At 40.8% G+C, this 26720-nt stretch carries 18 protein-coding genes; 12 read left to right on the plus strand and 6 right to left on the minus strand.

Annotated elements, in window-relative coordinates:
• The first annotated feature begins 117 nt into the window (after positions 1-117).
• Both AC0L7T_RS27900 and AC0L7T_RS27905 read left to right on the plus strand, forming a co-directional pair.
• A complete protein-coding gene (locus AC0L7T_RS27900; protein WP_473340096.1) occupies positions 118-354 on the plus strand; it encodes a hypothetical protein in 237 nt (78 codons plus the stop codon).
• A complete protein-coding gene (locus AC0L7T_RS27905) occupies positions 344-640 on the plus strand; it encodes a type II toxin-antitoxin system RelE/ParE family toxin (protein WP_473340098.1) in 297 nt (98 codons plus the stop codon). Before AC0L7T_RS27900 ends, AC0L7T_RS27905 begins: the two co-directional genes overlap by 11 nt.
• 170 nt (positions 641-810) lie before the next feature.
• On the opposite strand, the gene AC0L7T_RS27910 is transcribed toward AC0L7T_RS27905, so the two are convergent.
• Positions 811-2115 carry a RidA family protein gene (locus AC0L7T_RS27910; RefSeq protein WP_473340099.1) on the minus strand — a complete coding sequence of 435 codons (1305 nt, stop codon included), beginning with the start codon at positions 2113-2115 and terminating at the stop codon, positions 811-813.
• Positions 2116-2156: 41 nt separating this feature from the next.
• Positions 2157-4466 (minus strand): alpha/beta fold hydrolase, encoded by a 2310-nt coding sequence (locus AC0L7T_RS27915; RefSeq protein ID WP_473340101.1) that lies wholly within the window; start codon positions 4464-4466, stop codon positions 2157-2159.
• Between the two features lie 587 nt (positions 4467-5053).
• On the opposite strand from AC0L7T_RS27915, the gene AC0L7T_RS27920 reads away from it, so the two are divergent.
• Positions 5054-6922: a DUF4139 domain-containing protein gene (locus tag AC0L7T_RS27920; RefSeq protein WP_473340102.1), complete on the plus strand. Its 1869-nt coding sequence runs from the start codon at positions 5054-5056 to the stop codon at positions 6920-6922.
• 118 nt (positions 6923-7040) lie between these two features.
• On the opposite strand, the gene AC0L7T_RS27925 is transcribed toward AC0L7T_RS27920, so the two are convergent.
• Positions 7041-9323, minus strand: coding sequence for a hypothetical protein (locus AC0L7T_RS27925; protein WP_473340103.1), 2283 nt, complete (start codon positions 9321-9323; stop codon positions 7041-7043).
• Between the two features lie 202 nt (positions 9324-9525).
• On the opposite strand from AC0L7T_RS27925, the gene AC0L7T_RS27930 reads away from it, so the two are divergent.
• The gene (locus AC0L7T_RS27930; RefSeq protein ID WP_473340105.1) at positions 9526-10752 is read left to right on the plus strand and encodes a cation:proton antiporter; all 1227 of its coding nucleotides are present in this window, start codon (positions 9526-9528) and stop codon (positions 10750-10752) included.
• 62 nt (positions 10753-10814) lie between these two features.
• Here AC0L7T_RS27930 and AC0L7T_RS27935 read toward each other — a convergent pair whose 3' ends face one another.
• Positions 10815-12035, minus strand: coding sequence for a DSD1 family PLP-dependent enzyme (locus AC0L7T_RS27935; protein WP_473340106.1), 1221 nt, complete (start codon positions 12033-12035; stop codon positions 10815-10817).
• Between the two features lie 206 nt (positions 12036-12241).
• Here AC0L7T_RS27935 and AC0L7T_RS27940 point away from each other — a divergent pair, with 206 nt between their 5' ends.
• The 7 genes from AC0L7T_RS27940 (at position 12242) to AC0L7T_RS27970 (ending at position 18059) form a co-directional block, all read left to right on the plus strand.
• Complete coding sequence (locus AC0L7T_RS27940; protein WP_473340107.1) at positions 12242-13264, plus strand: quinone oxidoreductase family protein; 1023 nt, start codon at positions 12242-12244, stop codon at positions 13262-13264.
• A gap of 44 nt (positions 13265-13308) precedes the next feature.
• Entirely contained in the window at positions 13309-13893 is a 585-nt protein-coding gene (locus AC0L7T_RS27945) for a Crp/Fnr family transcriptional regulator (protein ID WP_473340108.1), read from the plus strand.
• A 73-nt stretch (positions 13894-13966) separates the two neighbouring features.
• Positions 13967-14356, plus strand: a complete 390-nt coding sequence (locus AC0L7T_RS27950; protein WP_473340110.1) for a VOC family protein — start codon at positions 13967-13969, stop codon at positions 14354-14356.
• Between the two features lie 8 nt (positions 14357-14364).
• On the plus strand, positions 14365-14841 hold the full coding sequence (locus tag AC0L7T_RS27955) for a DUF4199 domain-containing protein (protein ID WP_473340111.1): 477 nt from the start codon (positions 14365-14367) through the stop codon (positions 14839-14841).
• Between the two features lie 462 nt (positions 14842-15303).
• Positions 15304-16605, plus strand: a complete 1302-nt coding sequence (locus tag AC0L7T_RS27960; RefSeq protein ID WP_473340112.1) for a DUF2254 domain-containing protein — start codon at positions 15304-15306, stop codon at positions 16603-16605.
• A gap of 293 nt (positions 16606-16898) precedes the next feature.
• Positions 16899-17441 carry an outer membrane beta-barrel protein gene (locus tag AC0L7T_RS27965; RefSeq protein WP_473340114.1) on the plus strand — a complete coding sequence of 181 codons (543 nt, stop codon included), beginning with the start codon at positions 16899-16901 and terminating at the stop codon, positions 17439-17441.
• 9 nt (positions 17442-17450) lie between these two features.
• Positions 17451-18059 carry a transporter gene (locus AC0L7T_RS27970; protein WP_473340115.1) on the plus strand — a complete coding sequence of 203 codons (609 nt, stop codon included), beginning with the start codon at positions 17451-17453 and terminating at the stop codon, positions 18057-18059.
• Positions 18060-18105: 46 nt separating this feature from the next.
• Here AC0L7T_RS27970 and AC0L7T_RS27975 read toward each other — a convergent pair whose 3' ends face one another.
• On the minus strand, positions 18106-19599 hold the full coding sequence (locus AC0L7T_RS27975) for a DUF1501 domain-containing protein (RefSeq protein ID WP_473340116.1): 1494 nt from the start codon (positions 19597-19599) through the stop codon (positions 18106-18108).
• 7 nt (positions 19600-19606) lie between these two features.
• Entirely contained in the window at positions 19607-22813 is a 3207-nt protein-coding gene (locus tag AC0L7T_RS27980; RefSeq protein WP_473340117.1) for a DUF1553 domain-containing protein, read from the minus strand.
• Positions 22814-23593: 780 nt separating this feature from the next.
• On the opposite strand from AC0L7T_RS27980, the gene AC0L7T_RS27985 reads away from it, so the two are divergent.
• The gene (locus tag AC0L7T_RS27985; RefSeq protein ID WP_473340118.1) at positions 23594-26719 is read left to right on the plus strand and encodes a SusC/RagA family TonB-linked outer membrane protein; all 3126 of its coding nucleotides are present in this window, start codon (positions 23594-23596) and stop codon (positions 26717-26719) included.
• The last annotated feature ends 1 nt before the right edge of the window (position 26720 follow it).

A 26720-nucleotide genomic window follows, 5' to 3' on the forward strand; every position in this document is an offset into this window, starting at 1 on the left:
GCATTGCTAAACTTAGATTAGAAATGAAAATGACAAAAGAAGGTCTATAAAATCATTTGATTTGCGCTTACTTAGGACCTTTTTTGAGTATAATTTAAAAAATTTAAATAAGATGTTATGATTACTACTTACCATTTTTCATCAGCACAAGAAGTCAATACTGAAATACTGGATGCAATAAAAGCCACCTTCAAATCAAAGGCTATTACGATAATTGTGGAAGAGGATACTAGCGATCATGCGCTTACCACAGAGATGAAAGTAGAATTGGATGAACGCTTAAAAGAAGATGAAAGCACCTATCATACTGCCGAAGAGTCCATCGACAAACTCCAAAAAAAGTATGGCGTATAATATCATCGTTTCACCACGTGCCCAAAAGGAAATTGAAGACGCTATAGAATATTATTCCCTGCATAGTACTACCGCTCCTTTATATTTTATTAGTGCACTAAAAGAAGCATATGCAACATTGAAAACAAACCCATTTTTTAAAGTAGTATATAGAAACATCCGTTCTCTAAAACTCAAAAAGTTTCCACATTCACTGTATTTTGTTCTTAACGATAACCAAAACACTGTTCGTATACTTTCCTGTTTCCACAACAAACGAAACCCTGGTAAAAGACCTGGATTGTAACCTGTAGGAGCCTTGATTTATCAGGCTCTTTAATATTTAATAAAATAATCTTGTTACTTACTATTGGCTTAGGAAAGTTGAAAACTTTCTGCATTTTGGGTCTAAGTTACGCGCTGCTAAACTTAGACCAGCCCAGACACAAGACCCGAGGCTTGAAAAGCTTTACCAAATCAGTCCGGCACCACTGCAACCATATCGACATTTAAGTAAATGCCTTCACGACCCGTTCCCTGGATCCTTATCAAGGAGGCAACAGGAGGCCTTTCAGGATTGTAAAATTCGGTTCTTACTTTCATCAAGCCTTCACGGCCTTTTTCATGGGAAGGATAGTAACTTGCTTTTACCAGGTCGTCGTAACCGGATCCGGCTTTTTCAAGAATTCGCGACAAAGTGTCAAACAGGTTTCTGGCTTTTTCCTCCTCATCTATTCCTTCTTCCGCATACAAGCCGGAAGTAAACAATAGCCCTCCTGCTTTAATGTCTACTATCCTACTGTAAGTGGTAGCCTGAATCATCCACGGTGGAGCGTAATAACTGACGGCTTCTTTGTCATTATAATGCTCAGGAGCCGAAGCGACCAATTCTATTTCAGCCTTGTTTTCTTCTACCAACCATTCCACCATGACAATGGGGGGTACTTGCTGCCCTCTGAAAAAAACAGCGATTACTTCTTCTACTGCTGCTGCATCTTCTATGGGATTGATAAAAGCTTTAACCTGGACCACATCACTGCCACTGGCCCCTATATATGCCAAGGTAGCAAATAGGTTTTGCATGGTTTTGTCACTGGCCTCCAAAAGATCTTTACCAGGTTCAGCCTGACCTGCGATAAATACCTTCCTACCTGCCGGTAAAACAGCAACAGCAGCACGATTGGCTTTTTCATTAAGCCCTTTGCTAAACGGAAGATTCACACCCCTGGAACTTACTGAGGTCATGGGCGCAACAGCAATCGCATCCATGGTTAACAATACTTTTTCACGAGGTTGGCCACCAACTATCAGGGTAATGGCCGGGAAAGCTCCTTCAGGTAATAATTCCTTGATTAAATCTCGAACAGGTTTGGAATGCTCTTCCTTCTGAAGGTAAACATTTAGCCTCAGCAACTTACTTAAATCAGTACCTGCTTCTTCCAAGGCTCCTTCCAAATTTTTAATCACCTGAGTAAGCTGTACTTTGAGATCGCTTGATCCTACCAGATTCCCATTTAAATCAAAAGGGAAAATTTGATCCGTAAAAGCCAATGGAACATCTCCCACTACCGTTCCCAGCGAAGTTCCGGTTTCCTCATTCGGTTCTATATAGTTTATGTCTGAAGTTTTGCCTTGGAATTGTCCCTTGCTTTCCAATACCAGACCCAAAAACACCATCAAAAAAACCAATGGATAATGTAGCATCACCCGCTTCATTCTATTAAAATTGACTCCGGAAGGGTAACCTTCCCCAGCATAAACAGACCTATTTGAAATTGTCATGATCGAATTGTATCTTTTTCTCAAACTTAAGTGCTATTAATTTATTTTGCCACTTCCTGCACCAACCATTTAATCATCTCTTGCTGTTGGGCTTCCGTAAAATGGTTAAAAGCATGGGGGCTTTGCCATTCCAGCGCATCCCCTACTCCCAATTTTTGGTACAACTGCTTTAAACCTTCCATGGTATTACTGACATTTTCATGGTCAGCATGCCTGTCCAATTCTGGAGAAATGACCATTAGCGGTCTTGGGGCAATATTGGTGAGCATTTCAGGAAAATCCACAGGAATCCTGTTTTCCTCTCCATCAAAAAAACCTAACCTTGGAATTAGCCCATACAAATGGGAGTAAGCTTTTAATCCCTCCACATCACCAGAGGCATTTCTCAAAGGGGTAAAAGCACTGGACAAAGCAAGCCCTGCTATTTTAGGTTCCAGTGCAGCTGTGATCAAGCCTACTGTTCCCCCCAAAGCATAGCCTCCAACAAAGATCTTGTCCTTATCTATAAAGTCCAAACTTTCCAATGCGTCCACCGCCGCTCTGGCATCCGTAACCAATTTGCCAATTTTTGACCAATGGGGATATCTCTGATAAAACAAAGTGCCCTCTTCTATCCTGGCCCCATAGCCGATCATATCATAAGTCAAAACAGCTATCCCTTTGGCCAACAGCCCATCAATCAATGCATTTAACTCCGAATCATAGCCCGTATTGGTGTATTTGTGCAAAAATATAAGCACAGGCATTTTACCATTGGCCCCTGTTTTTCTTTCTCCAGCTTCATCCGTGGGGAAATAAAGGGATCCATATAAATAATCGCCCATGGCATTGTAGGGCGTAATATTAAGTTTTTTACCATTTTTCACCCTTGGCCGAGGCATAAAACTGCTGACATAATCCTCCTTTTGGCTTAGGGTCTCAATGTCACTGGCAGGTAAACCTGCAGGTTCATCACCCATCAGCCAGGTGAGGTCTTGTTTTATTTTTTCTTGGGCCTTTTCCAAATGGGATCCATTGGCAGGAATATTTTGGGTCGACTGAATAGGAAACTTGCTAAGATCAATGGATTCTCCACTTTCTTTCTTCCATTTTTCAAAGCTATAATTGTAACTCAGGTGATTGTCCCAAGGAAAATTCTTTCTGCCAAACTGTATGTCCAGCCAATCCATAAAGGCCTCTAAATCCCTTTCTGATACCGCATGCTCCCCATCTCTCAGCCGTATGCCCAATTTTTCCGGAGCATCCAAAAAGTCATAAACTTTGGTAAGTGAGGTGTAAATCTGCTCAATGGCCCAGGGATCTCCTCCACCTCCTTCTCGGATGGAAGAGCTAAACATTAGAGAATTAGGAGCAATCAGCGCCATTAAGGAATTTTGATCGATTGGCATTTTGTGCTCTCTTCCTGAATAAAACCGTATGCGCGGATGCAACCAATGTGTTCGTCTGGAAACCAGGTAATCAATTGATTCATTGGAATGTCTTTCGTCGGTATACCGGTAAGGGAATTCTCCTCCTGTCCCTCCACTACTTGTAATGATAGCTGTAATCCGCTCATCAAAAGCGGCGGCAAACAAGGATTGTTTTCCATTTCTGGAGTGACCGGTTATGGCTATTTTGGATTTATCCACCTCATCTAAGGTATACAAATAATCCACCGCTCTATGAGCACCCCAGGCTCTGGCCATTAAAGTAGACCAATCATAATCAGGGTAAAGTTCCAGGTATTCCCGGGTATCATCTTTCGCGTCTGCCCCGGCATAAATCAGCCCCATATAACCTCTCCTTACGGCTATCTGTGCCCATCCTCTGTGGTTCCACTGGGTCATAATTACTGGAAATGGCCCTTTGCCTGGCGGGGTAAATACTTCCAAGGTCAATTTGGCCTTGTGGTCTTCTCCAAACCTGAGTTCAATCATCTGAATGCTGACACCATTTTCTGTCCTTTCGGACAAAATCTCAGCTTTCAGATTGGTGGGAGGATCAGGGAAAGTCCCTGAAAGAATGTGTTTCACTTGCTCTTTAAAATACTCCCGCTGGGCCTCCCATTGAGCCATGGTGGTAACCTTCTCATTTTCCTTGCCTTCCCCAATGATCAGAGGATCAGGCAGAAAAGGAATGGAGGGAATTACCCCGTAATTAGGGGGTAATTCTCCAGTTCTTTTTATCCAATCTTCCCAGGTAAGGTCATGAAAACTAACAAAGCTATCATAACTGGAAGGTTTCTCCTGCAATAGGACCAACTCCCTCAAGTATTCCTGGCGGACCGCTTTATCTTCTTGAGCCTTTGCCATAAACGGACAAAGGCATAGCATAATGAATACAAAGCCGATTGAATATTTTTCCTTTCCCATTGTTTATTTATTCTATGGTGTCATCAATTGTTTCTAGCGGTGGAATATTGTTTTCAGCGCCATCATATCCTATGTTTTGGTTAATCGTGCCCAGAGTATTGGCCGTGATCACACTTTGAGGAATAGGCCAAAGCACATGATAAGGGTCGATGGCAGCGGTAATTTGATCGTAATTCTATTAGTCGACAAATTGGAGTTTTATATTAATTCATATACATCTTCAAAGTAGCTAAGAAAAGTAAAATGTACTAATGTTAAAGGGGTTTTTCATATTTTTCTATAGCACAGACTAAGCTAATATTAGAAATAAGCATTCCCAGAATTCTTATATTACTAATTAAAAAATCACGATGTGTTTTATCCTATTGGAGTCGATTCAAGTATCTTGTTGGGATTTTTTTATTATCCTATATTTTACCTTCTAGATTTTTGGCCTGATTTGTGACTTTTATAGTTTCAGCCTCGTATAGTAAAAAGCAAGCAGACTAAAGACAACATGTTTTCTGTTTGCAAAATATCGGCAACAAAACATTTTTTTGAAGAAGTACATTTATCCTTTTGTATAAAAACGATCCAATCCATTATCTATGAAAGCTTTGTCCATCCTTTTGTTCTTCCTGATTTTTAATCAATCCTTCGCTCAGGAAATACCTGAAAAAGAAGTTAAATCCAAAGTGGCGGAAGCCACCGTCTTTCTAAAAGGTGCACAGGTGCTACGAAAGGAAACAGTGCAATTGGCTAAAGGGGAATCCATTGTCAAATTTACCAACCTTTCCCCTTTTATAGCTCCCAAAAGCATACAGCTAAAAGCTGGAGGTGAGTTGACTGTTTTGGGCATTAATCACCAGCAAAACTTTCTAGATAAATCGGTAAAGTCTGAGGAGCTTCTTAAGCTGGACAGGGACCTGGAAGTGGTTAATGAAAAGATCGAATTGGAAAACACTTTTTTGTCCATTGCCCAAGAGGAGATCACTTTTCTCCAAACCAACCGACTGATAGGAGGTAAAAATGAAACCCTAAATGTGGCCACCCTCAAACAGGCTGCTGAATATTATGGCAATCAACTCACTGCCTTAAAACTGCAAACCATTGAAAGAAACAGTACGATTAAGAAATTACTTGAAGAAAAAAATAACCTTCAGAATCAAATCAATTCTCTGGCTGGTGAAAAAGAGTTTGCTACAGGGGAGGTCTTGGTAAGAGTAGCTGCTAAAATGCCCGGTAGTTTTTCTTTCGAGTTGTCCTACCTTGTTGACAATGCTGGCTGGTTTCCTTCTTACGACATCCGTGCCAAAGACATCAATAGCCCGGTTAGCTTGCACTACAAAGCGAATGTCCGACAAGACACCAAAGTAGATTGGGACAATATAAAACTTACTTTTTCCTCAGCAGAGCCAAGTGTCTCCGGTGTAGCTCCAGAACTACGGCCCTATTTGCTCAATTACAATACCGCCCCACCCATTTATAGCCAAAGGACGGGAAGTGTGACGGGAAAAGTAATGGACGCCGAAGGAGTAGGTATACCCGGTGTAACCATCGTAGTTGCAGGAACCACTATTGGAACCGTTTCAGATTTTGACGGTAATTACAGCATCACCTTGCCAAACAATGCCAGCCAATTGACCTATTCTTACGTTGGATATGTTTCTCAATCCCGACCAATTAGAGCTGAAGTTATGAATGTGGTTATGAAAGAAGATCAGGTTGCATTAGATGAGATAGTGGTAATCGGTTATGGAATTAGTAAACGTTTGAAAGGTAAATCTGAAAGAATTGAGGTCAATTTTGACGTTGATGATGCACAGGAATTGCAAAGTCAACCTTTACCGATGGCTCAGGTGGAAAACCAAACGGCCATTAATTTTGAAATCAATACCCCTTATTCCATTCAATCAGACAGTAAAAATTATACTGTGGATATGGTAACCTATGAATTGCCTGCTTTCTACCAATATTTTGCTGTTCCCAAAGTCAATAACACAGCTTACCTGATTGCTGGGATTACGAACTGGGAGCAATACCAGCTTTTGGAAGGAGAGGCCAATGTGTTTTTTGAACAAACCTTTGTAGGTAAAAGCCTGCTGGATGTGCGCTATGCTTCTGATACCCTGGAAATCTCACTGGGTAGAGATAAAATGGTCACAATAGAAAGGGAGAAAGAAGGTGATTTCACAGAAAAATCGTTTTTAGGGAATAAAAAGACGGCAAGCAGATTGTGGAAAACCACCATTAAAAACAATAAAAGCCAGCCCATTTCCATGGTAGTTTTGGACCAGGTGCCTGTTTCTACTTTGGAAGAAATAGAGGTAGAGATACAAAGTCTTTCTGGAGGAAAACATGACGTGAAAACTGGTGAGATTAAGTGGGAGTTTAAGTTGGCACCTTCGGATACCAAGTTACTGGAATTGGAATATGAGGTCAAGTATCCCAGAAACAAGAATCTTGTCATTGAATAGCGAGAAAAAAATAAAGCTTAATTTCTTAGCCCAATAATAAGTAAATGAATGGGTTAAAAATTGGTAGGACAGGAACCATGGCTAAAATCCATGGTTCCTATTTCTTTTGTGATTGAAGCTATTTATCAAGTTCATTGATCAAAAATTGACAGTTGATTACTTTCTCTAGCAAATCCTGTGGCACATAATAATATTGGTTGGAGGCTTCAAAACCTATTCTGGAATCCTTACTTGCCACCTCAAGTAGATCAATTGCCGTTTGCTTTTCTTTCAGTAAAATAGCCTTCACCTGATCCCGAAGGACCGTGTCGGTTTTTTGACTTTCAAGCCATATGTCTCTGGCCATTATAAAACGGCCCTGTTGGCCCACCGATAAAAAATGAAGGTATGCTGCTTTGGCAAGGTTAAGGTCTTCTGCCAATAGCTTTTTATACGATTCGTTTTCTGCTACCTCAATGGCTCCTACTAGAAATTTTAAGCCTTTTTCCCATTTTGTGGCTACTTTTTCAAATTGAGAAATAAGCACTTCTGGAGGATAAGGACCAGACCAACCTATGAGATCATCATAAGGAAAACCTACCATAGTAGAGCGATATCCTGTAGGTTCCAGAAATAAAAGGTTGGATGGGCCATACTGTTGTGGCGCAGAATAGACCACTCGAATATCATATGGGTATTCTTCGAAAGCTGTACTAAATGTAGTCCAGGCATTACGTACATAAGGGACGGCAGCTCTTCCATACCTTTCCAAAGCCAATGAATTGAGTACTTCTTCAATACTGGCACCCGGATCATCAGAGAATTTTTTCGCTATTTCAAGATTTGGGGAAGGGTAAGACCCAAGTGTCCAGCTTAACATATAGCCATCAATATCCATTTGCGCCAAATTGGATGCATGTTGCGCCACAAGGTCCATTACTGGTAACCATGGCACTGCGGACAATTCCCAGGTATTGTTAAACTGAACTTTAGCCACTGTTTTGAGCAAGTTCTTTTTGGCACCACTCCAATGAGATTTTGCCCTAGGTCCCGGTCCTACTGCAGAAATAGAATATTCTCCTACTGTATTGGGAATCCCGCCTCTCTCTATGGGTTTGGCCCATTCACTGACAGACATCAACCACACATCTTCTGGCAATTTGTCGATCACATCTCTTGCCATCCCATGACCATTCCATCCCCAATCCCAGGCAATTACATTCGCTTCGGGTTTTGCAGCATGAACCCCATTGGCGATCGTCCGATTTACTTCAGCGATAATGTCTTCATAAGGACGCACACTACATCTGGGGCATTGGTCTTTGCCTCCATGTGAGGCACAATTGGTAAGGTTTTCTGAGGCAGTAATGGTAAATACCCCTCCCAATTCGGGTACTTCGGAAAATACATGGGTAAGGGATTGTTCCATCCAATCTCTAACCTGCTCATTGCTTGTACACATGGTCATAAAACCGTCTTTCTTTACCCCAGCCATATCTGGACGCTCTTCGAAAAAGACATCGGGCTGTGCCCGGGGTTCGTTCATGTATAAGTAGATGTCAATACCGAATTTTTTTGCCCTTTGCGCTATTTTTTGGAGATTTCGAAGTCTGATTTCGCTGCCTTCTCCAAACTCTGGAAAGGCTTCACCCCCTGGTGCAAGTTGATTGAGCACTACGTGCATCCACACGCCATTCACCCCTTTCTGGGCTAGTTTTTGTAGAAGTCCATCGGGAAAGGGATCATTTTCTTCATCCATTAAAGGGTCCCCAAAAATGCCAAAATAAGAATAGATAAAACGGAGTTGGTCTTCCTTCAAAGAATCCTTTTCACTTATTACTTCGTCTTCATTGTATGTTTTAAGCTTTTCGATAAATTGAAAAAGCTCTTCCGAAGGATTCTCATCATTTATATCCAAAATAGGACCAATAATGGCTTTTATTTCAGCAGCCTTTTTTATCTCGGCTTCAGTTGGGCTAACAAAACGAAGAACAGGACTGGCAGGTTTAAGGTTGCCAAACTTATGGAAAAGAAAGTCATCTTCCTTCAATGCAAATTCCAACCTTTCTTTGTCCATGTTCAACAAAGTAAGCAACTGATCATAGGGCAGCAAGTGCCAATTCCTTCGCAATAGGGTAATATAAATTTGTTCTTTGAATTTTTCAGGTAAAAGCTTCTGATTTTCCAGCCCCATAAGTTGGGCCAGATAAAGTATATCCGCAGGTTTACATTGAATAGTTTCCGCCATTTTCTCAGGACTTACCAGGTTCCAGTTTCTCCAAACGAAAGCAAAAGCTTTATTGGGAAAATGATCAAAGGTAAGTGCAGGTGGGTGACTACCCAATGGTAACGACTTCTGGGCATAAACCGGATCTTGAAAGAATACACAAACAAAAAGGGAAAATGCGAAAAATAGTTTCATAAGTTGCTTAAGAAGGTGGTATAAATTCGTCAATTAACTGTCTTAAAATAATAAAAATTTAAGCTTTAATAAAAGCTAAACTTTTAACTTGGCATACTTTATTGTAATTTTATGCTTGGCATACTTTAAATTAATGAGGAAACGCAGGGTTTTGATTAATTATTGAATAGGAGAAAACCCCCTAAACTTAAACCAACCATCTATGGCCCTACCCATTATCATTGTATTATGTGCTTTAATGCTTTTTTCCTACTTTTTTGACATCACCTCTGCTAAAACAAAAATCCCGCCAGTGATTTTATTGTTTGCAATGGGGTGGGCAGCAAATCAGGCTGCAAGCTTCCTAGATTTAGACATTCCGGACCTCACTACAGCATTGCCATTTTTGGGTACCATAGGCTTGGTTTTGATCGTTTTAGAGGGAGCCCTTGAACTTGATTTTGACACCTCAAAATTATCCTTTGTAGGTAAAACCATTTTGATTGCCATAATCCCTGTAGTTGTTATTAGTTTTAGTCTTGCCTATGCATTGCAATATTTTACAGATATAGAGTTTAAATCTGCTTTACTCAATGCCATCCCCTTTGCCATTATTAGTAGTGCCATTGCCATCCCCTCTGTTCAAAACTTACGGAATGAGAACCGTGAATTTGTAACGTACGAGAGTAGTGTTTCTGATATTTTCGGGGTCCTACTTTTTAACTTCCTGCTTGAAAAAAAGATCATGAATGTTAAAACCCTCGGCCTATTCTTTGGGGAAATCGTCATGATTTTAATCGTTACTTTCTTTGCAACCATTATGCTGGCTTTTCTACTGAGCCGCATTAAACATCCTGTAAAATTTGCTCCGATTATCCTTATGATCGTTCTAATTTTTGCAGTATCTGAACTTTACCATTTGCCAGCCTTGATTTTCATACTTCTTTTTGGACTCTTTATAGGTAACCTAAACCAACTCAAGCAAAGTGTAATTGTAAAAAAACTCCATACTAAAAGTTTCAAAAAAGAGATTAAAAAATTCAAGGAGCTGACCATGGAACTCACCTTCTTGATCCGAACACTATTCTTTTTAGTTTTTGGCTTCCTGATAGAAACCAATGAGCTTATCAATACTGAAACACTTATTTGGTCCATTTCCATCACAGCAGGAATATTCCTTTTAAGGGCTTTATTATTAAAGGCATTTAAAATAAACCTACTCCCTCTTATGTTCATTTCTCCAAGAGGTTTGGTAACCATTCTATTGTACCTTAGTGTTCCTGCGACCATGGCCATTCCCATTATCAATGATTCATTGATCATTCAAGTAATTATATTGACATCCTTTGCCATGATGCTTGGCATGTGGACCTCCAAACCCAATTTGGACAAAGAAGAACAAAGCAAGGGGAAAGAGGACGAAGAGCAAAACCAAAGTTTGGCCAGTTAAGCATTTGGGATAGGTAATAACCAAGCCATTTTCTGCTCAAATAATTTTAAAACCAATAATGGCTAGCGGGATTGCCCTCTAGCCATTATTGGTAAAATACTTTCTACTTTTCCTTTACGAATACCATATATTCGGTCATATAAATTAACAGCTGGATCACAATGGGGCACAATTACCTCCAGCAGATCTCCTGTCTTGTAACTTTTATTGGCCGTCTCATAAGTAACCGTTCCGTATTCATCAGATCCTGCATTGTAGCTAAAACCAGGTTCTCCTATTACCATGCCGCTAGGCTTGTTAATGGTCAATGCTTTGGCCCCAGAGTCGGTAATTAACCTGTTGGGGTGATTGGTGTTAATAACGGATGCCATGACAGTAAGGGAGGGATCAAAATCATCATAAAGGTTTTCATTGCTTTCACTTCCTATGGCCATGTATTGGGTATCCATAAACAAATAGCTTCCTACCTGCACATCTGTAAAGCCTGGTACATCAGCCATCATATTGTAAGTGCCGGTACCTGCCCCGCTAAAAATCTCCATGTTCAGACCAGATTGAACCATCATTTTATAGGTTTCTGATACTGGTTCAAAGGTTTGAATGGTTCTTTCCATTCTTTTTTGAAAACCTTGAATATGCTGAGCACCTCCATCGTAAGCAAGAATTCCCATAAACCGTAAATTAGGTAGCTGGTCAATTAGCTGAGCCAATTCTAAAGCGGGTAGACCTGTGGGTACTCCTGATCTCCGAATCACATCCAGATCTACGACAACATCAGCGATAATGCCCGCTTCCTTTGCAGCATCCTGCAGGTCTTGGGCATTCTGTTTGTTGTCTACCGCTTGAATAAACCCGGAATGGGCTTTTCGCAATTGCATTGCCTTCCTGATTTTGCTGCTGCTGATATTAACACCAGTCATCAGCACTTGGGAGATACCGTTCTCAAGCATAACCTGGGACTCTGCTAGTTTGGCAGTACAAACACCAACGGCTCCGGCATCCATCTGCAATTTTGCCAATGCTGGACATTTATGCGTTTTTGTATGTGGCCTCACGCCAATACCTGTTCCTTTGAGGTTTTCATGAACGTTTTTAAGGTTAGATTCCATAATGTCCAGGTCCAGACAAAGTGAAGGTGTTTCCAATTCCCATTTAGAAAGGCCAATTTCATCCTGTTCCAATAGCGGTGCAGGTTTCGAAAAGGCATTTCCAGGCAAGAGGGCAGCAGACCCCACCATTCCTGTGAATTGAAGAAATTTTCTGCGGTTGAAGTGATTTTTCATATTAAAGTGGTTTTATTTAGGTTAAAAATATTGAATATTGTTTATTTAACAACTGATTTAATTCTTTTTGACATATTTTTTTCGTTTTATAAACACAAAAGCATTGAATGGAGAAGGCAATGCTTCTGTCAATATTTTGCAGAGAACCAGTGCACCTGAAATTGGATAAAAATTGTATATTCATACTGGAAAATAAACCATCCTCAATGAAACAGGCCACAATAATAAAATATGGGCATGCCGATGAAGCTTTTAAAATTCAGGAAGCTGCTTCACCAGTACCCAAAGCCAATGAAGTGCATATTGAAGTGGAGGGTTTTGGTTTAAATTACGCTGATGTAATGGCAAGAAATGGTCTTTATAAGGAAGCCCCAGAGATTCCATTCGTGCCGGGTTATGAAGTAGTAGGTAAGGTGATAAAAACTGGAGCAGAAGCGCCTGAATCATTAATAGGCAAACGAGTGGTGGCCTTTACACGATTTGGCGGATACGCTACAGAAGCCGTCGCTGATTACCAGGCCTTGGGTATAATTTCAGAAGAGATTTTAGGTGGAAAAGCCTGCGCGCTGGCCACCCAATATTGCACCGCATATTATATGACCCATTATTTTCAACAAATGCGCAAAGGTGAAATAGCCCTAATACATGCTTGTGCTGGTGGTGTAGGCACTGCGTTGACTCAGCTCTGTCAACTAAGAGGTGTGAAAGTGATCGGCTTATGTAGTTCAAATGAAAAAATGGAATACCTGAAAGCTTTAAAGGTAGATTATCCCATAAACTATACCCAAACAGACTACAAAAAATGGATTATCAAAAACTTGGGCAAACGATCGGTAGACCATATTTTTAATGCCGTGGCAGGCAATAGTTTTAAAACAGACCTAAAGCTGCTAGGCTATGGTGGCAAACTTTTTTGTTTCGGTGGTGCTGCCAGAAGCGGTAAAAAGAACAATTTGCTCAATGATGTTTCTTTTTTATTCAAAACCGGTTTCGTTAGCCCCCTATTTATGATGATGAAAGCCCAGGCACTTATAGGAGTGAACATGTTGCGTTTTGCCGACCATAAAGTAGACGTAATAGGCACCTGCCTGAATGAACTTATTCAATTGTACAACAATAAAAAAATTGCCCCAAAGGTAGGAGGAGTATTTCCTATTGATCGTTTAGCCGAGGCACATATGGCTTTAGAATCGGGAAAAAGCATTGGCAAAATTTATGTGCATTGGTAAGTCACATAATTACTGTCGAAAAAGTATAAATAAACTGGGCTTTCATGAATCCATCTTCAATATTAAAATCCATCTATCAGCATCCTCAGTTAAACTCAGCTGCTTGTGAGGAAATAATTGAGGCTCACAAAAGTGTCTATTTTGAAAAGGGAGAAACTATACTTAAGGAGGGGCAACAGTCCAACGCCTATTATTGTATGGAGTCAGGCTTGGCCAGAGCTTTTGCGATAAATAGTGCTGGAAAAGACATCACTACGAGCTTTTTCAGTCCTGGGAATGTGGTCATTGAAGTCGCATCATTGTTTTTAAGAGTACCAACTGAAGAAAATATAGAGGCAGTAACCAATTGTGAATGCTGGAAGATCAGTTTTAGAGATTTTGAGGCATTGTTTGAAAAAATTCCAGGGTTTTCAGAATGGGGAAGAACATGGATGTCCAATTCTCTTTTAGAAAACAAATTGCGCTCCTTACACATGATCACTGATTCTGCCAAGGAAAGGTACCTAAGGCTACAAAAAGAGCAGCCCCTGATTATCCAACAGGCTCCATTGAAACAAATTGCTACTTATTTAGGCGTTACGGATACCTCATTGAGTAGGATTAGAAAGGAAGTAGCTAAAGAATTTTGAACTTCTTGTCCTATGACAAGAAATAATTTTATTATATTAATTACTTTTCTATTTAAATCTAAACAACCTACTCATGAGCGCAAATGTAAATCCCGTAAACTGGTTTGAAATCTATGTCGAAGACATGGATAGGGCAAAGAAATTTTATGCCAAAGTTTTGAATAAAATGCTTGAAGACATGCAAGTTCCTGGCGGAATGGAAGACCTTAGAATGGTGGCCTTTCCCTATGTAGATGGAGGCATCAATGCCTCAGGTGCCTTGGTAAAATCTGCTGAAATGAAACCTGGAACTGGAGGAACACTGATCTACTTTTCCTGTGAAAATTGTGCTGACGAACAAAGCCGAGTGGAAACAGCTGGAGGCAATGTGCTTCAACCCAAATTCCAAATAGGTGAACATGGCTTTTGCGCCATTTGTATGGATACCGAAGGAAATACATTTGGATTGTACTCAATGAAATAAAACAAACCATGAAAGAATATAGTCTTGAGATCAAGTGGGGGTTAATTTTTGCCTGCATGATGTTGGTTTGGATGTTCATAGAACGTTCGGTCGGTCTGCATGATGACTTGATTGCTCATCATGCCACCTATACCAATTTGATCGCTATTCCTGCCATCGCCATTTATGTTTTTGCCTTGCTGGAAAAACGCCGTGTTTACTACCATGGCAAAATGACCTATTGGCAAGGGTTCAAAACAGGTTTGTTAATTACCTTGGTGGTGACCATCCTTACCCCTTTGACTCAGTGGATAACCCTTACATTCATTACCCCACAGTATTTTGAAAATGTTATCGCCTATGCTGTAGCAAATGGAAAAATGACGCCACAGGAGGCCAATGATTATTTTAATTTTAAGAGCTACATGATACAAAGCATTTTAGGTGCTCCAATCATGGGAATTGTCACTTCAGGAATAGTGGCCGCCTTTACGGTGAAAAAGTAAGGGTACAGTAGAATTCAAAATCATAGCAGATTGATTTTGTCAGCATTGTTGCAGAAAAAAAAGCAACAATGCCGCCAAAATCGAGTGAATTTTTTCAATATATCCCAGGGGCTTCACCCGTGGCTACTAATATATCTCCCCTACAGGACTTGGTTGTTTCAGAATTTTAAATACCATTTTATTAAGGGGTAAAATCAATTATTGAAAGGATTGAAGCCAGGGTTTCCCCATGCTATGGCGTAATTAATATTGATTTTTTTTGTTGCCTTATAAGGGCAAGGTACTCCAGTACAGGGTGATAGCCCTATCTTTAAAAAAAATGGACCCAATTTTTGCGCTCTTAAGGGCGACATTAAATCAGCTTGCTTTTCAAAAATAGGCTACATTTCTCCTGAAAGATCTTTTTGGTAGGAAATTAAGCGTTATTTGGTAACTTGAATTTAGTTACACAAAAGGTTATGTATGAAAAAATTGCTTTTCTGGTGGTCTAAACTCAAGTCTACTTTTTGGTTTGTACCTGTTTTGATTATTGCTCTTGGTATAGCCCTACCATTCTGGCTTGTTTATTTGGACAATACTCACGCATTTGAGCCTAAAGGAGGCTGGAAATATTTATTTCCCAGCAGTCCTAATGCCGCTAAAGACATCCTCTCAACCATAGCTGGAGCCATGATTGGGGTGGCAGGAACGGTATTCTCGATTACACTTGTGGCACTTACACTGGCAAGTAGCCAATTTGGCCCCAGGTTAATAAAGAATTTCATGTATGACCGAATCAACCAGACGGTATTAGGGACTTATGTCTCCTTGTACATTTACTGCTTGATTGTGCTCAACACAGTGAAAGACACCGAGCAACTGGAGTTTGTGCCAATCATTTCTGTGTTTTTTGCTTTACTGATGACCATAGGCAATATCGTATTGCTAATCATTTTTATTCATCATGTGGCCAATAGCATACAGGCAGACAATATTATTGACAAAATCTCAAAAAATCTATCTCAGAATTTAAAGACCCTGTTCCCGGAACAAATAGGTGATGCGGCAACTTCCTCTTTTGACTTAGAAAAGATAAAGGCCGGATTTACCTATTCTAAGCCTCTGAAAAGCAATAAAGAGGGTTATTTACAATATGTGGATCCTGAAATGTTAATGGAATTCATTTCCAGCAAAGACCTTTTTCTTGAGCTTTATTTTCGGCCTGGAGACTATTTATTTATAGATAGGCAGATTGGAATGGTTTATTCTCATAAAGACCTGTCCGAAGAAGTGCTGGAACCTCTAAAAGACAACTTTCTTACTGGAAGAACACGTACCTCCCAACAGGATGCCGAACATGCCATCCACCAAATGGTGGAAATCGCCGCCCGAGCCCTGTCACCTGGTATAAATGACCCCTATACAGCCATCGCCTGTATTGACAACCTTAGCAATACCATGGCTTACCTGACCACTGTACAGTTTCCTTCACCCTATCGAGTTGGAGAGCAGGACAGGTTGAGAATTTATGCCAATGCATTGACTTTTGAAGGAATGATCGGCGCGTCATTCAATGCCATCCGACAATATTCGAAGGCTAATCCTCCGGTAATTATCCACTTGATGGAAGCCATGGCCACACTCCATGATTTTGCAGTGGACCAGCAACACAAGCAGGTGATAAAAAAACATGCTGAAATGATCCTTAACCTGGCCGAACGTTCAATTGACGAAAAGAATGACCTTGAGGATCTACAGAAACGATTTAATGCTATTCAAAGTTAAACTCTATTTATGTGATAGGATTTCCCTTGTTGTTTTGAACGTGTTGCAGTTACCAGAAAACCAGTAGGTTTGGGGATTTCAATTTAAGGTCAGGAAACCTTAATAAATAATTTTTATACAGATTCTATATAGTATCACTTTTTAGGATCGGAAAATTGGCTAATTCTTCATTGGCGTGGTATCTGGAACCTATTTCCCCAGAAGATCTAATAATGGTATGATTTCTAGAATGTAACCTAAATTTTTAAGAAGGTTTGAAAATCCAATAATAAATTTATAGTTTTACCGAAATTATGAAAAAACTACTGTTATTTTTTTATTTTAACTTACTGGCTTCCGTCTGTATGTCCCAGCAATATGACGTTGGTATTTATGCTGGTGTATTTTCGCCAACAAGTGTTGGGAGCTACAACGATGGAACACTCGGCCCATCTTACGGGATAAAGTTTGACTACCACTTTAATGATAAATTTGCCTTGTCTTCTAACTATATGTTTGGAAACTTCAATCATACCTCTGATAGAAGTTCATTAAAAATCCGGGAGAAAGTAAACCTATTCTACCTTACTTTTCAAAAAAAATTTCCATTGAAAAATGGCTGGTTGATGGCAGTGGGAACTGGTATTGGGTACTACCTGGAGTACAGCAGTGATGAAATCGACCCAATTACGAAAATCACTAAATTCAACAGGGATTTCGCAATGCCTTTAGAATTAAATTTCAATAAAAATATCGGGAAAAACCTATATGCAGGCATTAAATCAGGCTTTTTTATAACTCCTTTTTACAGAATTGGATCTTTTCATTTAGGTCCGGAAATTAGGTACCGTTTTTAATATCAATTCATGAGCAAGCTTTTAACAATCGCAGGACTTTTATTTTGTACGATGGGGGGACTAGCGGCCCAAAATTTAGACCTGCATTTTAACCTTGGTCATTTTACTATTTCTGATCAAAGGGCCATAGAATTACCGAGTGTTGGGTTAAATGCAAACCTCGGCTTTTTTTATCAAGTAGATAATCACTGGTCCATGGGAGTTTCCCTCAACCGTTCTTGGAACAATTATTACCGAGAATCCAAAGCCGGGACACCAGTAATGGGGATACCACTACCTTTGGAAGGGACACTTACTTCAGATCATTTTTCATTTATGGTAAATAGAAAAATAGCACTACCATTTTCTATTTTTCTTGAGGGAGGAGTTGGAATAGGCCTATTCGTGGATCGGGAAAATTACTATGCACCTGTATATTTCAATGAGGACAAACAGGAATACCGCGGTTTTTTTCGTATAGACGATTATACACAAGGCATAACTTTTCCTGCTCAATTTAGTTTGAGGAAGGAATTTTACAACAAATGGAGTATAGGAATTCAGGGGGCAGTTTATTACGATCAGTTTTTTGAAAAGAGGGGGCATTATATTGGCCCCAGGTTAGGTTTCTACATATAAGTCGAGACAAAGTATGTCGTAAGCTATATTCTTTTTCGTCCAAAAATTATGTAAACAGGTCATTGACAACATTCCCTGCCACATCAGTAAGGCGGTACCTTCTGCCCTGGTGTTTAAAGATGAGTTTTTCGTGATCCACCCCAAATAGATGCATTAAGCTAGCATGAAAATCATGCACATGCACTGGGTCCTGAGTCACATTGTATCCAAAATCATCCGTAGCTCCGTAGGTAAAACCAGGTTTGACTCCTGCACCAGCCATCCACATGGTAAAGCAGCGCGGATGATGGTCCCTTCCATAGTTATCGGCCGTTAATGTTCCCTGACTGTAAACCGTTCTTCCAAATTCTCCACCCCAAACCACTAAGGTGTCTTCAAGCAAGCCTCTTTGTTTAAGGTCCTTAATCAGAGCCGCGGTGGCCTGATCCGTTTTGGCACATTGGTTTTTTATGCCACTTGGAAGGTTTCCGTGTTGGTCCCAACCCTGATGGTAAAGCTGAACAAACTTCACATCCTTCTCTATCAGCTTCCTGGCCAAAAGACAATTGGCAGCATAAGTGCCTGGATCACGGCTTTCCTCTCCATACAAATCAAAAACCCAATCCGGTTCATCGGTCATGTCCGATACTTCAGGAACCGAGGTTTGCATGCGAAAGGCCATTTCATATTGGGCAATTCTGGCATTGATCTCGGGATCCCCATAGGTATCATATTGGATGCCATTCAAGTCCTTGAGGTAATCCAGCATTTCTTTTCGATCATGTCCGTCATAGTTCTCCGGGTTGCTCAAGAAAAGCACAGGATCTTTTCCTGACCTGAATTGTACGCCCTGATGCTGGGAAGGCAGAAAACCATTGCCCCAAAGTCTCGCATACAGAGGTTGATCCCTCACTGCATTTTTGGACACCAGAACCACAAAGCCTGGTAAGTTTTGATTTTCTGAACCCAGTCCGTAAGAAAGCCAAGCACCCATAGAGGGTCTTCCGGGCAACTGGTGACCGGTTTGCATAAAGGTTATGGCTGGATCATGGTTTATTTGCTCCGTGATCATGGATTTGATAAAGCATAGTTCATCCACCACTTCTGCCGTATGGGGCATTAATTCACTCACCCAGGTTCGGCTTTTTCCGTATTGCTGGAATTTAAAATTGGACTGCGCCACGGGAAAAATACTTTGATTGGCACTCATCCCTGTAAGTCGCTGTCCTCCCCTAATGGATTCGGGAAGGTCTTTGCCGTGCATGTCGCTTAAGCCTGGTTTGTAATCAAAAAGATCAAGCTGTGAAGGCCCTCCACTTTGAAAGAGATAAATGATTCGTTTTGCTTTTGGGGCATGGTGAGGAAGCCCTGACAGGGCTGTCCCAAGATTAGCATTCATATCTTTCGCCATCAGCCCATCATTAGAGAATAAAGAAGCCAATGCCAGTCCACCCATGCCCATTGCTGTTTTGGTAAGAAAATGCCTGCGGTCTATTTTCTTTTCCAGGTCATGAAGCTCTGGGTAGGCTTGAAAATGATGATTTTTATGGTGCTTGCACATAGTGAATTTATCTTTTGGTAATGGTAGCATCCGCATTAAGGATAGCACTTGCTACAACTGTATTGGCAGCCCACTGGTACCTGTCGGGCGCTTCTTTGATCGGATAGCCACCTTTATTGAGCCATCCATCCATTTTTTCTGGTGCTTCTTGAAACTTTTTGAGTTCTACCTCTCTTAATTTCAACAGCAGCGCCAATTCATTTTCTTTTGGAAACCTTCCTGTAAGTTTTCGAAAAGCATCTTGAATAGCCTTGCTCGTATCTTGCTGGGTAGCAATCTGCATGCCCATGACCTTTGCAATTTCCACATAAATAGGGTCATTCATCAATACCAGGGCCTGAAGGGGAGTATTGGTTTCCTGTCTTTTGATCGTCACCTCAGATCTTTCTGGAGCATCGAAAATGTGCAGCGTGGGATTGGGTACAGATCTTTTCCAAAGGGTATACAAACTCCTTCTGAAAAGATTCTCTCCAGTATCTTCCACATATTGCCCACCATTAACCGACCACAAACCATCCGGCTGATAGGGTTTAACACTCGGGCCTCCTATGGCTTTCCCAAGCATTTTACTTGCATAAAGGGCGTTGTCACGAATCATTTCACCAGGCATCCTGCCGGAAGGGCCTCTGGCCAACCAAATATTGTCATAATCTTTTTCCTGAAGTTCTTTACCCGCCAGAGAGGACTGTCTGTAAGTGGCAGACATAAGGATCATTTTCTGTGTCTTTTTCACATCCCAGCCAGATTCTCTAAATGTCACCGCCAGCCAATCCAACAATTCCGGATGACTTGGCATTTCACCCTGGTTACCAAAATCTGAGGAGGTTGCTACCAACCCTTTGCCAAAAAACTGCTGCCAAAGACGGTTTACGGCCACCCTTGCTGTAAGCGGATGTTTATCATTTACCAACCAACGCGCAAGGCCAAGTCGGTTTTTTGGATAATCTTCGGGCATGGGAAGAATAGAGGTTGGGGTATTGGCATCTACCTCTTCGCCATGTGCGGCATACTCCCCGCGCTCCAGTATATAGGTAGCTCTTCTTGGATCCATGTCATCCATGACCATCACCTCCTGTACCGGCTCCACAGCAGCAGAATGTTCCGTCCGGGCGATTTCTAATTTTTTCAGCTGGTTTTGGTATTTTGGAGACAGGTTGTTCCAATAAAACACTTCTAAAGCTTTCCGTTCTTCAGTACTTAAATCATTGGCACTCTTTTTCACCAGCTTGGCCAATAGTTCTGGCTTAAGCCATTCCAAAATTTCTAAAGGTGATAATTCTTTGTCAAAGAGTTTAAGCTCATCTACTGCGGCACCTTTCAAGCCCCTTCCTCTCCAAACGGCCCCCACTTGAATACCGGGCTGATTGTCTCCAGCAAATAATATGTCTTTGTACAAATTGTCTCTTGACATTTTGCTGTCCATTAACTCTCCATTGGCATAGGTCTTTATTCCTTTGGCTTTGGAAGAGCCGTCATAGGTCATCAGCAAATGAACCCACTCGTCTCTCGGTATGTCTTCCAAGGTGAGGTTGCTAATGACATTATAAGGCGCCGTATGGGCGAGTATCATTTCCAGCCTATTCTCCCTTAAATACAAATGATAACCTCTCCTATTGAACAAGACAGCGCCGTTGCCAGTATGGAAGATCACGCCATTTTCTAGATTTGCAGGAATATTCACCCAAATGCCTACACTAAAAGGCTGGTCTTTGGAGAAACTTCCTACCCCTCCCATTTTCAACCAGGCATCTCCATTAAGAGAGGCCGCTTTTCCCTGATAGCCTTCCACCAATTCGGGTTGCTTGCTTGCTTCTCCTGTACTTTCCATAACGCCCTTTACAGCAGGATTTATCCTATCCTGCAAGGGCACCTTATCAAAATCAAAATGAGCCATTAGTGATTTCGATGGCTTGTAAAAACGGGTGTTTTTGTAGGACTCACTGTTTATCCAGGCTTCAAAATCAGCTTCTTCGGCAATTTTGATATTATCCAGCGCTACTTCTGCTGTGTTAATGTCATTCTTTAAGAGCTTAAGCAGTTCATCTTTTTTGTCATCTGTCCAAAGCATGGTGGGAACAGGCATGGCATTGTCCCAGGAAATTTGTCCTGCTTCATCTACCTGATTAAAAAAACTACTCAATTGAAAGTATTCTTTTTGGCTTACAGGATCAAATTTATGGTCGTGGCACCTGGCACATTCCAGACTTAGCGCCATAAATGCCTTGCCGAGGGTATTGGTCCTGTCTGCAACATATTCCACCCTGAATTCTTCCTGAACGATTCCCCCCTCCATATTTTGAGGATGTATGCGGTTAAAAGCTGTGGCCAGTTTTTGCTTTTTAGTAGGATTGGGAAGTTGATCTCCTGCCAATTGTTCGATAATAAACTGGTCATAGGGCATGTTTTGGTTATAAGCCTCTATTACCCAATCCCTCCAGGGAGACATGTCCCTAAACCTATCGACGGTGTACCCATGCGTATCAGCAAACCTTGACAAGTCCATCCAAAACATCGCCATCTGCTCACCATAATGTGGTGAGCTTAGCAAACGGTCAACTTGCTTCTCATAGGCATTTTCCGAATCATCCGCTAAAAAGGCATCCAATTCCTCCAAGCTTGGAGGCAAACCGGTTACATCCAGGCTTAATCTCCGCAAGAGCAATTCTTTGGAGGCAGATGGACTTGGTTCAAGTCCATGTTCCACGAGTTTCTGACCAATAAACAGGTCTATAGGTTGATTGGACCAATCCTTAATTTTAGGTTCAGGAGGTGCCGGTAACTTAGGGGTAATAAAAGCCCAATGGGGTTGGTACTTTGCTCCAGATTGTATCCATTTTATGAGTATTGCCTTTTGTCTATTGGTTAAAGTGAGGTGAGACTCAGGCGTGGGCATCAGGTAATCTGGATCTTCAGAAATGATCCGGTGAAAGACTTCACTTTGGTTTAATTTTCCTGGGGTTAAAGGTATTTTCCCACTTTCCTCGGTCGCTGCATAGGCAGCATCAGGAAGGTCCAGTCTCATGCCCGCTTCTCTGGCAGCTTCATCAGGGCCGTGGCAAGAGAAGCAATTGTCTGAAAGGATAGGTTTAACATGGATATTAAAATCCACCTGCTCTGGAAGTTCTTCCATTGCCTGAGCTATTGGATCAGGTAAATTGGGCTTACAGGACAATCCCGTGATCACCAGAAATATAAAAATCAATCTGCGAAACATTGTCTTACCTAGGTTAATTTATTGTCAAAATAAATTTAACCGAAATTTCACCCAATTCCCATATTTTTTGAAGATATCATAGAATGAGTCAATTAAAAACCAGGCCAAATTCATTAAACCCGAAATATGCAATAGACAATCTATTACGTGCTGAAATCGCTTTAAAATCAGCCACTTCGTTGCTGTTTTCAATTTCACCATAGCGGTGCTATGCTAAAATCTCCAAACAGCCTGATTTTCTTGCGATTGCAACACTCATCACGAATTCTATTACATAATCCGGGTTAAATAGAATAGTTATCCTAATCAGCTGATTTAAAAGTTCCTTCTTCTTGATCAGCTAGATGATGGAGGATAAAGAAAAGCGGTTGGCAGATAAACGAAGGTCATACGCCCTTAAACGTAGGAGTCAAACTATAACCGAATTCCACTCTTTTAAATAACAAAAATCAAACTAAAAAACACTTAAAATGGACTGATATATAGAAAATCGTCTGAAATAAAATGTTACTTATATAATTATATATATAATAATATCTAAGTGTAAATAATAAAAGTATTCCATTAAATTATGTTATTTTTTCAAAATTAAAATTATATTGGCAATAATTGGTTTATCAAATAACCAATGGACACCTGTTGCCTTGGGCTTACCAATCAATAGAGACAGGAAGGTTGTATTTGGAGAGGGACCTCTCCAAACGGTGGGGTTATGAATTTTCTGGACCCTTTCTAACAGAAATAAAATTTAATAAAAGATAAACCCAAAAAACCCAAAGTATGAAAAAAGCACTTTTCCAATCGCTTTTAAGGATCATCAATTTTTCCTTTATAGTCATTTTAGGACAGTTTTTGATGGCTGGCAGTTCGTTTGCAAATGGAGAATTCATAAATGTCTCAGGTACAGTCACCTCATCTAACGGAGAGCAAATTCCAGGTGTCAGCATATTAGTCAAGGGCACAGCCATAGGCACAGTCACGAACCTTGATGGCACCTATTCGCTTAATGTGCCGAATGAAGGTGATATACTGGTTTTTTCCTCCATTGGATATCTTACTCAGGAAGTGCCCTTGAATGGTAGGGCTGTGATTGACATTATAATGGATGAAGATATCCAAGGCCTGGAAGAGGTAGTAGTAGTAGGATATGGCACTCAGAAAAAAGTCAATGTAATCGGCTCTGTAACCACCATAGGTAAGGAAGAATTAAGCGCTGCTCCAGTCTCCACAATCTCTAATGCCTTGGCAGGCCGTCTACCGGGAGCTATTGTTCAACAGACAAGTGGTGAACCGGGCAATGACCAAGCATCTATTTTGGTGAGAGGGAGTTCCACCTTGGGCAATAACAGTCCTTTAATCGTTATTGACGGGATACCAGGACGGGACTTGAATTCGGTTCCAGCTAACAGTATTGAAAGTATCACCGTACTTAAAGATGCATCAGCTGCAATTTATGGTTCCAGGGCCGCCAATGGTGTTATCCTTGTTACTACCAAAGGTGGGTTAAAGAATACTCCCGCCACCTTCAGGTATGAATTTTACGAAGGATTTCTATCACCTACCATGGTTCCTGAAATGGCAGACGCCCCCACCTATGCACAGATGATCCGAGAAATGCAGTCTTACAGGGGAGTGGACGAAGCGAACATGTCTTTTTCTTTAGAAGATATTGAAAAATACAAAGCAGGAAATTTACCCTGGACACATCCCAATACGGATTGGTTTGGTGCTGGGCTGGCTGATTATAGCAGAAACCGCAGCCATAATTTCTCTGTTAGTGGCGGAGGTGAATCTATTAATTACTATGGAGCATTAGGCACGCAATACGATGGAGGGATTTATTCCAACTCTGCTAGTTCGTTTAATCGGTATAATCTAACGGCAAATGTAGACGTAAAAGTCAACGAATATTTAGATGTAGGTATTAATATTATTGCTTCTCAAGAAAAAAGGATGTTCCCCACCAGAGGTTCAGGAACAGTATTTGCACATTTGATAAGAGGTTATCCTACAGAAACAGCAACTTGGCCCAACGGCTTACCAGGGCCTGATGTAGAACGCGGAGACCAACCCCTTGTGATCTCATCATTTGAACCAGGATACGATGATGACAGACGGTACCGAAGCAATAATACGCTTTCTGCTAATTTAAAAATTCCCGGAGTCGAAGGTTTGACACTCTCCAGTTATTATGCTTATGATATTTACTTCAAGCAAAGAAAATTGTTCGAAAGACCTTTTAACCTTTATCACTTGGACGTGGGAGGGTATTTGGCTGCAGGGAATACCGGTAGTGAAGATGGATCCGCATTTCTAACCGGAATTCCCAGTGGTCAGGCACCAGAACCAAGACTTAGAGATTTCTTTGATAATACCATTACAAATACTTTTAACTTAAAGTTGAACTATGACAAAACCCTTAATGGGGTTCACAATATCAGCACTTTTATTTCCTACGAAAATTCTGAATATACAGGTCAGGGAATTGAAGCATTCAGAAGATATTTTGTTTCAGATAAGCTACCCTACCTATTCGCCGGAGGAAATGCTGAAAAAGATAATGGTGGATGGATTGATATAGATGCTCGGGTAAACTATTTTGGTAGGTTTAGTTATAATTTTAAGGAAACTTATTTATTTCAGTTTAGTTTCCGCAGGGACGGTTCCCTTAGGTTCTCAGAAGAAAGTGGCCGTTGGGGGAATTTCCCGGGAGTGCTTGCTGGTTGGAATGCTTCCAATGAAGATTTTTGGAAAGACAATATAGGGTTTATTGATTTTTTCAAAGTCAAAGCATCTTGGGGTAAGATGGGGAACGATCTGGTAAATCCATTCCAATACCTCACAAGTTATGAGTTTGACCAAGGCACCGTATTCGGGTCTGGTAGGAATTATAACACTGGTCTAAACCTAACTGGGACACCAAATCCTTTTATCACTTGGGAGGTGGCCAATGTATACAATGCAGGTTTTGAGTCAAATTTTTTGGACGGGAGATTGAGTTTAGATACCGAATTTTTTTATGAAAGAAGAAACAACATTCTTGTTCAAAGGAGCGCTTCAGTCCCCAACTATACTGGCATCTCCTTACCCGATGAAAATTTTGGCATTGTAGACAACAAGGGGTTTGAAGTTATTCTGGGATACAACGACCAAAAACCAAAGTACTCTTATGGAATAAATGGGAATCTTGCCTTTGCCCGAAACAGTGTAATTGAATTTGACGAACCGGAACGAAATGTTCCCTGGCAGGTTCAGACTGGTTACCCTCAGGGTTCTGCCTTGCTTTATCGATCAATAGGTATTTTCCGGGATGAAGAGCATGTGAATTCCCTACCCCATGTCCCAGGTGCACGCCCTGGTGACATTATCATCGAAGACTATGATGGCAATGGCATCATTAATAATGACGACAGAACCTTGTTTGACAGGACAACCAATCCACAAATCACCTATGGTCTTTCTTTTAATTTTAAGTATGAAAATTGGGAATTAAGAGGACTGGTGCAAGGTGCAGGAAGAGCGATGAGACTAATGTACACGTCATTGCAAGGTAGTTCAGGTAATTATTTTCAATATGACGCAGAAGGTAGATGGACTCCCGATAATATTAATGCAGATAAGCCCAGAGCATTTGAAAGAGAAGAGGAATATTGGCGGTTAAATTTTAGGACAGACTATTCCTATCACAATACCTCTTATGCTCGCTTAAAGAACCTCCAGCTTTCCTACACTATTCCCACCCATCTCTTAGAGGCAATTCAAGTTTCCACTGCGAGAGTGTTTGTTACAGGTCAAAACTTATTCCTGATCCATGCCGGAACTGATATTATGGATCCTGAACTGGGAAATCTAAATAACTATCCAATCATGAGAGTCCTTTCATTTGGTACAAGTGTTTCTTTCTAAT

The sequence above is a fragment of the Cyclobacterium sp. 10D3-21 genome (assembly GCF_055809755.1).

Excerpts from the sequence above, each read along its gene's own strand:
- AC0L7T_RS27900 (WP_473340096.1), top strand. The coding sequence starts at position 118 with ATGATTACTACTTACCATTTTTCATCAGCACAAGAAGTCAATACTGAA.
- AC0L7T_RS27905 (WP_473340098.1), top strand. The coding sequence starts at position 344 with ATGGCGTATAATATCATCGTTTCACCACGTGCCCAAAAGGAAATTGAA.
- AC0L7T_RS27910 (WP_473340099.1), bottom strand. The coding sequence starts at position 2,115 with ATGACAATTTCAAATAGGTCTGTTTATGCTGGGGAAGGTTACCCTTCC.
- AC0L7T_RS27915 (WP_473340101.1), bottom strand. The coding sequence starts at position 4,466 with ATGGGAAAGGAAAAATATTCAATCGGCTTTGTATTCATTATGCTATGC.
- AC0L7T_RS27920 (WP_473340102.1), top strand. The coding sequence starts at position 5,054 with ATGAAAGCTTTGTCCATCCTTTTGTTCTTCCTGATTTTTAATCAATCC.
- AC0L7T_RS27925 (WP_473340103.1), bottom strand. The coding sequence starts at position 9,323 with ATGAAACTATTTTTCGCATTTTCCCTTTTTGTTTGTGTATTCTTTCAA.
- AC0L7T_RS27930 (WP_473340105.1), top strand. The coding sequence starts at position 9,526 with ATGGCCCTACCCATTATCATTGTATTATGTGCTTTAATGCTTTTTTCC.
- AC0L7T_RS27935 (WP_473340106.1), bottom strand. The coding sequence starts at position 12,035 with ATGAAAAATCACTTCAACCGCAGAAAATTTCTTCAATTCACAGGAATG.
- AC0L7T_RS27940 (WP_473340107.1), top strand. The coding sequence starts at position 12,242 with ATGAAACAGGCCACAATAATAAAATATGGGCATGCCGATGAAGCTTTT.
- AC0L7T_RS27945 (WP_473340108.1), top strand. The coding sequence starts at position 13,309 with ATGAATCCATCTTCAATATTAAAATCCATCTATCAGCATCCTCAGTTA.
- AC0L7T_RS27950 (WP_473340110.1), top strand. The coding sequence starts at position 13,967 with ATGAGCGCAAATGTAAATCCCGTAAACTGGTTTGAAATCTATGTCGAA.
- AC0L7T_RS27955 (WP_473340111.1), top strand. The coding sequence starts at position 14,365 with ATGAAAGAATATAGTCTTGAGATCAAGTGGGGGTTAATTTTTGCCTGC.
- AC0L7T_RS27960 (WP_473340112.1), top strand. The coding sequence starts at position 15,304 with ATGAAAAAATTGCTTTTCTGGTGGTCTAAACTCAAGTCTACTTTTTGG.
- AC0L7T_RS27965 (WP_473340114.1), top strand. The coding sequence starts at position 16,899 with ATGAAAAAACTACTGTTATTTTTTTATTTTAACTTACTGGCTTCCGTC.
- AC0L7T_RS27970 (WP_473340115.1), top strand. The coding sequence starts at position 17,451 with ATGAGCAAGCTTTTAACAATCGCAGGACTTTTATTTTGTACGATGGGG.
- AC0L7T_RS27975 (WP_473340116.1), bottom strand. The coding sequence starts at position 19,599 with ATGTGCAAGCACCATAAAAATCATCATTTTCAAGCCTACCCAGAGCTT.
- AC0L7T_RS27980 (WP_473340117.1), bottom strand. The coding sequence starts at position 22,813 with ATGTTTCGCAGATTGATTTTTATATTTCTGGTGATCACGGGATTGTCC.
- AC0L7T_RS27985 (WP_473340118.1), top strand. The coding sequence starts at position 23,594 with ATGAAAAAAGCACTTTTCCAATCGCTTTTAAGGATCATCAATTTTTCC.